Origin of the sequence: Sphingobacterium alkalisoli (genome assembly GCF_005049105.1) — a bacterium.
Classification (GTDB): Bacteria; Bacteroidota; Bacteroidia; order Sphingobacteriales; family Sphingobacteriaceae; genus Sphingobacterium; species Sphingobacterium alkalisoli.
In genome coordinates, this window is record NZ_SUKA01000004.1 from 203,711 (window position 1) to 216,545 (window position 12,835).

A 12,835-nucleotide genomic window follows, 5' to 3' on the forward strand; every position below is an offset into this window, starting at 1 on the left:
TTATAAAAAAAGAAGCTCTTTTCAAATAAAGGCATAAAAAAAGTCCGCTTACCACGGACTTTTCAATATCTAATAAAATTTTAAACTAAGCTTGGGGAGCATCAGCAGACGGTGCTTGATCTTGCTTAGGTTTATCTTCACGTGGAGGACGAGGTAACAATACTTTACGGGAAAGTTTCATCTTACCTTGTTTATCAATATCCAGTAGTTTAACCGTAACCATATCGCCTTCTTTCAACACTCCATCCATCGTTTCAAGGCGTTTCCAATCAACTTCAGAAATATGCAATAAACCATCTTTACCCGGCATAATCTCAACGAATGCGCCAAAGCTCATGATAGACTTCACTTTACCTTCGTAGATTTCACCAACTTCCGGTCTCGCTACAATGTTTTTGATACGCGTAGTGGCAGCATCAATCGCAGCTTTATTATCTGCAAAAATCTGTACAATACCTTTGTTATCCACTTCTTCAATGGAAATTGTAGCACCAGTCTCACGTTGCATTTCCTGGATGATTTTACCACCAGGTCCGATAATCGCTCCAATAAATTCTTTATCGATCGTCAATTGGATAATACGAGGCGCATGTGGTTTATAATCTTCACGTGGAGCATCTATCGTTTTCACCATCTCGCCTAAGATATGAAGGCGTGCTTCTTTCGCCTGGTCTAGTGCTTGGGTAAGCACTTCCCATTTCAGACCATTTATTTTCAAATCCATCTGACATGCTACGATACCATTTTTCGTACCAGTAACTTTAAAGTCCATATCACCTAAGTGATCTTCGTCCCCTAGGATATCAGATAAGATAGCATATTTTCCAGTTGTTTCATCACTTATTAAACCCATTGCAATACCGGAAACTGGTGCTTTCAATTTCACACCCGCATCCAATAAAGCCAACGTGCCTGCACATACCGTCGCCATCGATGAAGACCCGTTTGACTCTAGGATATCAGAAACAATACGAATTGTATAAGGGTTTTCCGCGTCGGATGGCAATACCTTTTTCAATGACCGCATAGCTAAGTTACCATGACCAATTTCACGACGACCAGCACCTCTATTCGGTCTTACCTCTCCAGTAGAGAATCCTGGAAAGTTATAATGCAAAATAAATTTATTATATCCGTTGATAAAAGCACCATCGATCATTTGCTCATCATCTTTTGCACCCAATGTCACAGAAGTCAACGATTGTGTCTCACCACGAGTAAACACGGCAGAACCGTGTGCTGCTGGCAAGAAATCAACTTCAGACCAAATCGGACGAACAGTGCGTGCGCTACGTCCGTCCAAACGAATTCCTTCATTTAGAAGCAGATTACGAACCGCATCATATTGTACATCATGAAAATATTTTTTCGCCAAGAATTTGGTTTCCTCATCGATCTCTTCGCCTAATTTCTCAAAAAAGGCCTCACTTATAGCTGCAAATCCTTCGGAACGTTCATGCTTTGATGAACCAGACTTAGCGATTTCATATACTTTATCGTACGTTGCACTAAAAATTTCTGCTCTTAATGTAGGGTTTGAGGGTTCATGGTTGAATTCGCGTTTTACCGTCGATCCCACCAAGTTTGCTAACTCAATCTGAGCGGCTACCTGCTTTTTGATCGCTTCATGAGCAAAAGCAATTGCCTCCACCATTTCAGTCTCCGAGATTTCGTCTGCTTCACCTTCTACCATCACGATATCTTGAGCCGAACCAGCCACGATAAATTCCAAAGTAGCATTCGCTAATGCTGAAAGACGAGGGTTAATAACTAATTTTCCATCGACTTTCGCCACACGCACTTCTGAAATGGGACCGTTGAACGGAATATCTGACACAGCTAAAGCTGCTGAAGCAGCCAAACCCGCTAATGCATCAGGCATAATATCTTTATCAGCAGAAATAAGTGAAATCATAACTTGCGTATCTGCATGATACGTTTCTGGGAATAATGGACGTAAAGCTCTATCGACTAAACGAGAGATTAGCACTTCATAATCAGATAGTCTTGCCTCACGACGTAAAAAGCCTCCGGGTATCCGACCCGTAGCAGCATATTTTTCTTGATAATCGACAGATAATGGTAAAAAGTCTACTCCTGCTTTGGCCTCTCGTGAAGAGACGACTGTTGCTAAAAGCATCGTATCACCTTGTTTCAATACTACTGAACCATCCGCCTGTTTGGCTAATTTACCAGTAGACAGTTCGATAGGCGCTAGATCTCCGCCTAAATCAATTGTAACTTTTTTTTCGTTGTAACTCATTGTTTTCTTGTTGTGATGCATTTTGCGTCAACTTTATAATGCATCTATTATATTTTACTTTTTAGTTGCACAAAGGTAACTAAAATTTAGTTTCTCAGCTACATAGAACGAAAAAACCTTTATGATTACCCGCGACCTCAACAGTCACAAAATCAGATAAAGAAAAAGAGCCGCTTACGGATGTAAGTGGCTCTTGCATTTTCTTTTCTAAAAGCTTATTTGATGATATCACGTAAACCTAAGCCTTTGATAATGGCACGGTAACGGTTAATATCTTTCTTGTACAGGTAAGCTAATAATGAACGACGTTTACCTACTAACATTTGTAGTGAACGTTGTGTGTTAAAGTCTTTTCTGTTTTTTTTCAAATGCTCTGTTAGGTGAGCAATTCTTTTAGTAAATAAAGCTACTTGTCCTTCTGTAGAACCTGTGTTTACTGCTGAACCTGCAAACTCTTCGAAGATACCAGCTTTGTACTCTTTACTTAAATACATCTCTTGAATAATATTAAAGCGTTAAAAATTTAATTAATTGGACGCAAAGATAGAAATTAGATTTGGAAGAACAAAGAGAAAAGATCACACTTTTATATATATACTCTTCTTATCCAACCAATAACATATCGCCCACATGAGTGTAAGAAAACAAAGCGAGTATACAAAGGAGCCAATTTCTGGTGGTCCCGGAATCTCAGCACATACATTTTTATAAAACCACGTAAGTGCGGTTGTGTATTTCGGCTCCCCATTCTCTCCTACTCCATCGGAAATACGAAACAAACCGAGAAAACGCGGCAACAACCCGCTTAGTACAAATATAAACAACGGATTTTTACCAAATACGTCAAAAAACTGCGTCAGCTTATTTTTTACCCCTTGCACTTCAATATACCAAATCATCCCTCCAATAGTCATTATACCTAGCCCTGTCGTATACAAAACGTACGAGCTTGTCCATATTTTCTTGTTGATCGGGAAACCCAATGACCAAATCCATGCAAGCACAAGAAAGATAAATCCGGTTACAAATAGTCCTGACAGCAATTTGAAATGAGGTTCTTTACTCATTGGAACTTTAATCCACAACCAATTTACCTGTCCTTGATTTCTAATATAGACTCCCACTAAATAACCAAACACGACTTGCACGATCGCAGGCAATGTACTCGCTATCCCTTCTGGATCAAAAGGCACGCCCTCACCTTTATACATATGCGCAATACCTAAAAGTTGTTTATCGAGATCTGTTCCAAACCAACCTTCAAGCGAATAGGGATCGGATCCGCCTAAGAGCCCACATAAAACCCAATAACCTAACAGAATTACTGTCGAGATATAAATTAACATGCGGGGCTTAAAATAGTAGGCAAGGACAGATGCAAAGAAATAAGCAATCGCAATCCGTTGTAACACGCCTAAAATGCGTATACCTTTAGTAGGATCCGTTCTATTAATCCATTCTTTTAATTGCAATTCCTGATCCACCCAGGCAACAAACGGCCACCAATTCAGGAATAACCCAATCGCAAAAATAAGTATGGTTCTTTTAATCACTTTTTTCCAAAAGACAGTACCCCCTGATTCCTGCATCTTCGGAATTACAAAAGACATGGCGTTTCCTACCGCAAATAAAAAAAACGGGAAAACCAAATCCGTTGGTGAACAGCCATGCCATCGGGCGTGGGTCAATGGCTTAAACATATAAGCCCATGTCCCCGGGTTATTTACCAAAATCATTAAAGCCACCGTAGCACCTCTAAATACATCCAAAGAATAGTAACGTTGTTTCATTATGTATATAATTCGTCTTTTACTTAATGCTGTAGAATTTGCTTCGTCAAGAAAACATCAGCCTATTATGTGTAGATAGATATTTAATGACGAATATAAGGATTTTTAAAAACGAATGGAAAAATATATTTCGCAAATACTTTTTAATTTTTTTAAAAAGTATTTGGAAGTTAAATTTATTTTAACGTATCTTTAACATAGTTTTAAACTTAACTATCCAATGAGTCTTGAATTATCCATTTTAAAAAGCCTCTATTTTACGAATCCGCAGTCGATAGCTGATTTAAGTAGCGATATTGGAAAAAGCGTTCCTAATATCACGAAGACGGTTAACAATCTGTTGGAGCGAGAAGTCATTATCGAAAATGGATTAGCTCCATCGACAGGAGGAAGACGCCCGGTTCAGTTCTCGCTGAATGTAAAAAACTTACCTTATATTCTCGCAATAGCTATTGACCAATACTACACGAGCATTGCCTTAGTAGATTTTTCCAACAAGGCCGTTAAAGCGACTGAAACAATAGCTATAGATTTAAAAGAGTCCATCTCTCCAACAGGGGAAATAACAAAACTGATTGACGACTACTTGCCATTTTTAAATCCAACGGATATCCTTGCAGTAGGTATTACAGCTCCTGGCTTTGTCGATGCGCACGCGGGGGTCAATAATTCATATCCTAAAAACAATGAATTATATAATCTACGGAAAATAATAGAAGACCATACACATATCCCGACTTATTTAGAAAACGACTCTACTGCAATTGCCATAGCCGAACAAAAACTGGGATCGGTAAAGGATGTTGACCATGCCTTAGTGATCAATTTAAATTGGGGTGTGGGATTGGGAATGATTATCGACAACAAACTCTTTAAAGGACATAGTGGATATGCTGGTGAGTTTAGTCATATACCATTATCCAATCTTAACAAGCTATGTTCTTGTGGCAAGAAAGGTTGCTTAGAGGTAGAAGCCTCACTCGTTGCAGCTGTTGAATCTGCTACAGCGAAAATTGAAAGCGGAGAACAATCCATGCTTTCCCAAACTTTCAAAAACAAAGGGAGGATAACGGGCGACAAATTGTTGGATGCAGCGATAAGTGGAGATCAACTTGCTATCGAGGCTATCAACAAGATTGGATATATGCTGGGGAAAGGTGTTGCTACATTAATGCACATCATCAATCCCGAAAAAATAATAATCAGTGGCAGAGGCGCAAAAGCCGGGCGCATCTTATCCCATCAGATTCAGAGTGCTATACTCGAATTCAGCATTCATAGACTATCAAAAGACACTATAATTGAAATATCCAAACTAAAAAACGCCCAACTCTTAGGCTCTGCTTGTATTGCAGTAGAGCATTCAAAATGGAAAAATTTAAAATCAGAAAGTTCTATTAACTTAAAACAACAAACACAATGAGCAAATTTTACCTAAAATGCTGCTATTTATCGTTGTTCATGCTTTTTAGCATAACGACTTTATTTGCACAGCAATCTGTTACAGGGATAGTATCAGATGCGAACGGGGTAATCCCCGGTGTAACAGCTAGTGTACCTGGCACATCTAAAGTTACACAAACAGATGCCAATGGTAAGTACACCATTCAAGCATCAAATGGTGAAAAAATACGTTTCACCATGATTGGTTATGCTTCTCAAGAACTAACGGTTTCTTCGACTACGCATAACATTGTACTACAGGAAGATGCAGGATCTTTAGATGAAGTGGTAGTGACAGCGATGGGGATTAAACGCGAAGCTAAAGCCTTAGGATATGCGACTACCACAATTTCTGCTAAAGAATTAACAGAAGCGGGAAACACAAACTTAGGGTCCGCATTGTACGGAAAGGCACCTGGGGTCCAAATCAATACAGCTCCAGGTGGAGCTTCAAGTGCTGTCAACATGCAGATTCGAGGAATCAACTCGCTGAACTACAATCGGCAACCGCTGTATGTAGTCGATGGTGTTATTATCAGAAACGACCAGCAAGGAGGAGCAGGTGGTGTAAATAATACAGGTGGTGTCACAAATCCAGGGGGACAAGCTATCTGGTCTGACAACCGTATTCGTGGTAATGGTATGCTTGATCTCAATCCAAATGACATCGAATCCTTAACTATCTTAAAGGGAGCTAGTGCTACTGCACTGTATGGTTCCGATGCAGCGAGTGGGGTAATTGTTATTACCACAAAAAAAGGATCCAAGGATCGGGGACTCGGAATAGACTTTAATTACTCAGGTTCTATAGAGGATGCTGCATTTCTACCTCGCCTTCAATATGAATATGGCCCTGGTTACGACGCTGCGACTAATTTAGAGGTCGGGGCTAATGAAGAAGGCTGGATGACAAACTCATTATATCCGGGAGATCGCCTAGTCAACTACAACGCTTGGGGACAATTCGGCCCTAAGTTTGATGGACAGGACGTCAGGTGGTGGGACGGTTCTATTAGAAAATATTCCGCCAATACAGGCAACTACAAAGATATTTTCAACACCGGACATAATAGTAATTTTAATGTAAGTATCTCGAATAATACAGACAAAATCAATTACAGGCTCTCAGCTTCGAATATGGACTATAAAGCTATTGTCCCAGGAAGTAATCAAAAAAGAAGTAGTTTCAACTTAAACAGTAATGTAAAACTACATGACAGATTAGATTTCGACATTGTTGCCTCATATGTCAATACAAACACTAAAAACCGCCCCGGTTTAATGGGAGATGTTTTGGGTTCTTACGCCGGCTTTTTTAGTGGAGCAGAAGATATTGCGAAAATGAGAGATCAACTTTACAAAACATCCGATGGCTACAAATTTTCTACAGTGGGCTCTAACCGGCCAGAAGAGTTTCCACTTGCCTTTAGAGGTGTAAATCTATTAAATTATTTCTGGCAACAGAATCGGAATATCTATGAAGAAAAGGAAGATAGATTTCTTTCAAGCGCCACAATGAATTGGAGTATTATAGAGAAGTTAAAACTTAGGGGAAGACTGGGTACTGATGTCACGGCACTTAACATTGAAAACAAAGAACACAATGAATATGCTGTAACATATAATGGAACAAACAGTACTGGAAAATTTGAAGTCTCTAAAGGCCAATATTCTATCGTCTATGGAGATGCTCTTTTGACCTATTCAGATAAAATATCCGATGATTTTGATTTCAGTCTGAGTGGAGGCTTTCAATCGCGAATGGAAAATTACGATGACCAGATGTCTCGTACCGAAGGTGGGTTAGTTTCTGCAAATTGGTTCAGTTTAAATAATACATTTGGACAGGCTGTTACAACACATACTCGTAAGGAAATGATTAAGTATGCATATTTCGGTCTTGCAAATTTTGCCTACAAGAACTTCCTCTTCTTGGAAGCAACAGGTAGAACTGAGTATTCTTCAACTTTACCTGCGCAAAATAACCCCTATAATTATGGTTCAGTAAACACGGGTTTTGTTTTCTCTGAAGCTTTTCAACTTCCTAGTTTTTTCAACTACGGAAAATTACGAGCATCTTACGGTGTTGTTGGTAACGATGCTCCTATGTATGTTTCTAATGTTTCCTACGGGCAATCTTCATTGATTACAGTTGGTGGACCAGTACCAGCTCTAAACCTTAATGCTAGTTATGGAAATTTGGATTTAAGACCTGAAAGGAAAACTGAGACAGAGGTAGGTTTAGATTTAAAGTTCTTACAAAGTAGGCTAGGATTAGATGTTAGCTATTACCAAAACCATATAGATGATCAAATCATGCCTTTGTCTATTGCGCCAACCACGGGAGCAACCACTCAAGTAGTTAATGTAGGTAAAATATCTAATAGAGGATGGGAAGTCTCATTAAATGGGACTCCAATACAGAATGATAATTTCAGTTGGAATGCTCGTCTTAATTTTGCAACCAATAAGTCTAAATTAGATGAGCTTATATCGGGTATTCCAAGTCTTATTTTTTACGATGCTGACCAAAGCTCTGTTAGAATGGAGGCTCGTCCCGGAGAGATACTAGGAAATATATACACATATGCTCGAAGCACAAATGAAAATGGGCAGTTTTTAATTTCGGATGAAGGTAATTATATTATTGATAAAACGAAATACATTAAAGGCGGAAACATCATGCCAAAAGCAATAGGTGGTCTTACAAATAACTTCACTTACAAAAATATGAGTTTGAGCCTAACTGCTGATTATCGTTTTGGAGGACAGATGATCTCGATGCCTCACAAGTATGCTTACGGTGCAGGACGGTTAGAAAGCACGTTGGCACATAGAGAGTCAGGAATAACCTTAGATGGTGTAAATGTAAACACAGGGAATGCAAATACAGTGCTTTTGTCCGGCGCGGAATATTACATGAATAATTTCTATTGGGGAAATGATGCTTGGAACGAAAAGGCCGCAATACTAGATAATAATTTTATAAAACTGAGAGAAGCAGTGATTAGCTACAGAATTCCTAGTCCCGTGACTGAAAAACTCAAAATGAACAATGTAAGGGTATCATTGATAGCTAGAAATTTATTCTATTTCTACCGAACCATTAAAGATATCGATCCAGAAGCGCCTGTTGGAAACTATTGGTATTCTCAAGGCATAGACATAGGTTCAAACGCAGCAACTAGAAGTTTCGGCTTCTCATTGAACGCGAACTTCTAACATAAAAATACTATCAAAATAGAAAAGCGATGAAAAATTTAAAAAATAATATTGCGTTCTTTTTAATAGGCTTGTCCATAATCATAACTGGACAGTCCTGTAAATCAGAACTAGAGAATAGATACTGGAATCCAGAGCAAACTGCTGAAGCTAATATTCCGGCATTCTTGACACAAGTCTTAAATAATTCTAGATTACGTTCTGAGTATTGGCATTACCGGACATTCATTTTGATGCACCATGCTCGTTATACACAAACGGCTTATTTTGGAAATGGTAATACAATGTATCAGCAAAATGATTCGTACACCAACGACTACTGGCGAGACTTTTATTCTCCTGGAATCATGGGTGTGTACAGAGCTATGGAAAGAAATCTAAATGAACTCTCAGACAGTGAAAAAGCTTCAAAACAAATTTTCTTGAACGCTGCTCGTGTCATTGTATATGACCAAGCGTCCAAACTTGTCGATAACTTTGGAGATATACCTTTTAGCGAGGCAGGTAGCTTGCCTTCAACAGATCAGATCTCCTTGGCTAAATTTGACAATCAACAAGAGCTTTACAGCACATTTATATCAGGACTTAAAGAATTATCGTCTTTCTTCCACAATGCACAAACTACAGCAGAGTTTACTCGTGCAGATATATTAAATGCAGGCAACGTTTTAAAATGGGAAAAATATGCAAATTCCGTTAGATTACGTTTATTAATGAGAATATCGAACGTTGATGAAAACAGTGCAAAAACCGAAATATTAGAGATACTGAACAATCCTTCTCAGTATCCTCTAATAGATGGATCAAATATGGGCTCTTATTCTCCGGGTATTGAAGACGTATTACTTCAGCCTTTAACTACATACACATCAAGTTTGCTTGATGCGTTAAGAGAATTACCTAGCCACTATGCACCTGATTACATGGTAAATACTGTTTTAAAGCCTTCGAACGATCCACGTATTCATGTTTTGTTTGACAAATATGGCCCAACAGTGAATGGTCAATTTGTACAAAATGAGGATTATAATGCTCTTGCTATAACGGTAAATGCGACAGACGCTAACACCGAATATAGCACGAATGGTCCGCGTCGTTTTGCTGTTGTTGATTCCGCTACAACATGGATCAATTCAAAACTTCCAGGAATTATTATGACGTCAGCAGAAGTGAACTTTATTAAAGCAGAAGCTCAAGAAAGATGGGGAAGCACTACAGAGGCAAAAACAGCGTATGAAACTGCAATAAAACAATCTATAAACTTCTACTATCATCTAAATAATACATCCTCGCACGCTATTAAAATCTCTAAACCCAATGATGCAGAAATTAACAACTTTGTTTCTAATTCGAACATTGCGTACATCGGTGATGCCACGAACAAGCTAAAACTCATTGGCACACAAAAATGGCTACATTTTGGTTGGTTACAAGGGGAGCAAGCTTGGTCGGAATATAGAAGAACGGGATACCCTATACTTCCTGCATTTCCGGTATCTAGTCTAAATGGATTTCAAAACCCTCCGGTACGATTAATTTATCCTTCTAGCGAAGTGACAAACAATAGCGTGAATTATGAATCTGTACGAGCAAAAGACACGCGGGCAACGAAAATTTTCTGGGACGTCAAATAGGTATATATCCCGAATTTCAGCAAAATGTGGTATTCTCCCTTGAAGAATACCACATTTTTTTATTTAAAAATTAGTTAACTGAAAAATAGACAGGCAAACTCCATCCGCTCCATCCACAACTATTACGTATTCTAGCCTTAATAGATCCGCCTCCTGGAGAAGGAAAGAAAATGTTCTTGTTTCCCCCATTATCAATAGCACATGTTACATTCCCACTAGCCAACACGTGGGTTCTACTGACTTCCCATTGAACTTCTAATATACTACATCTATCCATACCATTATATCCGGCAACGACATGTATAGGCGTATATGTATTAGTGTTGGTAGTGGACGTATATATAGATATATTAACAGCATTCGGCACTCCCGATTCAATAGTTTTCGTTATTTTGATTATGGCACCACAAGCAGATGTAATATTAGCTATCAAAGTTGTATTCAAATAAGCTGTTCCAGTCCTGCTTACCGTAACACTATTTCCACTAGTTGACAAAGTAACTCCGGATGTTGCAGTCCAAGAAACGGTCGCCCCTGTTGGCAGATTATTGAGCGTGTAGGTGCTACTTGTACAAAACGTATTGGCACCTGATATGGACGGCGCGATCGCATTTAATGCTGCAAATGCATTAACCCTACCATAGCCAAAGGTGTTATCAAAACCACTTGCTCCCATATCGGTAGCGGTATTTTGTAGCGTTGTACGTACTTGTGCTTCCGTAAGATTTGGGTTCATAGACAGCAACAACGCCGCGACTCCAGAAACTTGTGGACAGGCAGCGGATGTACCATTAAACTCATGAAAGTAGTTTCCAGCGTCACGACCCAAACTGCCCATTCTATCAGTGGTGACGACGTCCGCAGCGCTTCCGCCACCTCCTGAAGGAGCTACAAGATCCATTTGAGGGCCGCGTTGACTATAATCCCAAATATTGCCATTTCGATCAATTGCCCCCACTGTGATCACCCCGTTAACATTTGCAGGAAAGGAAACACCTCCTAAAAGAGCTTGGTCGTTTCCAGAAGAAAACACAACAACTGCCCCCTTTCCATTACGGCCCAGTGTTCGAGCTTCTGAAATCGCATCGCTGATATCATCGAAACCAGGCGAACTCGTACTCGTAGTAATAAAGTTCCACTAGTTACTTAAAATATCTGCCCCACCGTCTTCCCAAGCCCATTCAATCGCTGCTGCAATATCTTGTGCAGTCTCCTGGAAGCCTGTTGAATTATTTGCGGCGACAAACCAGTCCGCAAAAATATTGACCGGAATAATCTCTACATTATCAGCCAGTCCTGCTATGCCCTCATTATTATCCTTAGTAGCGCCGATGATTCCTGCCACATTCTGGCCATGACTAGTAACAAAATCCCACCGGTTGATATTAACTGGCGCTCCGTTTCCTCCTGACACCCTAGGAGTATACCCAGAAAGAACCCGAGTCGCCGGTAGATCGATATGAGGTTCCACACCATCGTCAATCACTGCCACACGTATTGGACATGATGACTCTAAAAGATTCCAAGCTTGAGGAGCATTGATGTCGATATTATTTGCTTGGTTGAGATAGTACTGTAGGGGGTAATGGGTATCATTCGAGTTACGGGTGATCGGTACAATAAAGTCGGGATGACACCACTCAGCGATACCACTTTCATAGATGCGATTAGCGATACTTAAAACATCAGATAAGTTCGTTGTTCGAAGGGTGAACTTACTTCTTCGTCCTGTTTTTGCTAGTGTAACCTGCCCCTTATATTGATCCAGTAGCTTCTGGATTGATTCACCAGATTTAAGTTTGAGCACGATTTCTCCCGTAGGAACCATTTCCAGGGTTCCATTGAACCGATAAGATACATGTATGGCTCTGATATTGATAGCTTTTTTGTTTTCTTGCAAGAAAGGAAGAATAGCCTTAACAGCCGAAAGTTTTAAAAATCCGGTATTTCCTAAACGCGTCGCACTAATGCCTAGATCTTTCCTTTTCAATTGCACGTCTCGCATAAAACTAGCAGAATCATTCAATGGCTCAACGATGACGACGGATGAGTCTATGGACAGCAGAAACTTCCTATTGGAAGACCAATAATATAAATGCTCATTAGCATTATAAGCTGATTCGGTTAGTTCGAGCTTGAGTTCTTCGTCATTAACACCTAAGGAAGATTGCTTGTTACATCCCACAATAAGCACAAAAAAAAGAAATAATAGGACAGCGTGTATCCAGAAAGATTGATTGTTTTTCATAATAAATGTTTTATTAAAAGTGATAAAATAGGTGTACGAGCAAAAACTATTATTTATCGGCTAAGAATGTACGCTAAAATCGGTTCTATAAAAGTAATAATCCCGTTCGGTAATTTCAAGAATAAAATACACTTATTTTTGCACGAAATAACATTTACCATTTTTAATCTCGAAAAACTTATTTAATAAACCGATTAATAATGACACTATATTATTCTAATTTTTCGTACATTAA

General features: G+C 39.2%; 6 protein-coding genes and 1 pseudogene. 3 read left to right on the forward strand and 4 right to left on the reverse strand.

Annotated features, from left to right (window positions below; translation table 11 throughout):
- Window positions 1-85: 85 nt before the first annotated feature.
- The 3 genes from pnp to FAZ19_RS14075 form a co-directional block, all read right to left on the reverse strand.
- The gene (gene pnp, locus FAZ19_RS14065) at window positions 86-2,263 is read right to left on the reverse strand and encodes a polyribonucleotide nucleotidyltransferase (RefSeq protein WP_136821384.1); all 2,178 of its coding nucleotides are present in this window, start codon (window positions 2,261-2,263) and stop codon (window positions 86-88) included.
- Between the two features lie 215 nt (window positions 2,264-2,478).
- Window positions 2,479-2,757: a 30S ribosomal protein S15 gene (gene rpsO, locus FAZ19_RS14070; protein ID WP_136821385.1), complete on the reverse strand. Its 279-nt coding sequence runs from the start codon at window positions 2,755-2,757 to the stop codon at window positions 2,479-2,481.
- An 84-nt stretch (window positions 2,758-2,841) separates the two neighbouring features.
- Window positions 2,842-4,053 carry an acyltransferase family protein gene (locus FAZ19_RS14075; protein ID WP_136821386.1) on the reverse strand — a complete coding sequence of 404 codons (1,212 nt, stop codon included), beginning with the start codon at window positions 4,051-4,053 and terminating at the stop codon, window positions 2,842-2,844.
- A 220-nt stretch (window positions 4,054-4,273) separates the two neighbouring features.
- Here FAZ19_RS14075 and FAZ19_RS14080 point away from each other — a divergent pair, with 220 nt between their 5' ends.
- Genes FAZ19_RS14080 through FAZ19_RS14090 form a run of 3 tightly spaced genes read left to right on the forward strand, consistent with a single transcriptional unit; the run spans window position 4,274 to window position 10,352 of the window.
- A complete protein-coding gene (locus FAZ19_RS14080) occupies window positions 4,274-5,476 on the forward strand; it encodes an ROK family protein (protein ID WP_136821387.1) in 1,203 nt (400 codons plus the stop codon).
- Window positions 5,477-5,514: 38 nt separating this feature from the next.
- Window positions 5,515-8,718, forward strand: coding sequence for a SusC/RagA family TonB-linked outer membrane protein (locus FAZ19_RS14085; RefSeq protein WP_229707602.1), 3,204 nt, complete (start codon window positions 5,515-5,517; stop codon window positions 8,716-8,718).
- A gap of 29 nt (window positions 8,719-8,747) precedes the next feature.
- Window positions 8,748-10,352 carry a SusD/RagB family nutrient-binding outer membrane lipoprotein gene (locus FAZ19_RS14090; RefSeq protein ID WP_136821389.1) on the forward strand — a complete coding sequence of 535 codons (1,605 nt, stop codon included), beginning with the start codon at window positions 8,748-8,750 and terminating at the stop codon, window positions 10,350-10,352.
- A 70-nt stretch (window positions 10,353-10,422) separates the two neighbouring features.
- On the opposite strand, the pseudogene FAZ19_RS24255 reads toward FAZ19_RS14090, so the two are convergent.
- Window positions 10,423-12,600: pseudogene (locus FAZ19_RS24255) on the reverse strand (S8 family peptidase).
- Window positions 12,601-12,835 lie beyond the last annotated feature (235 nt).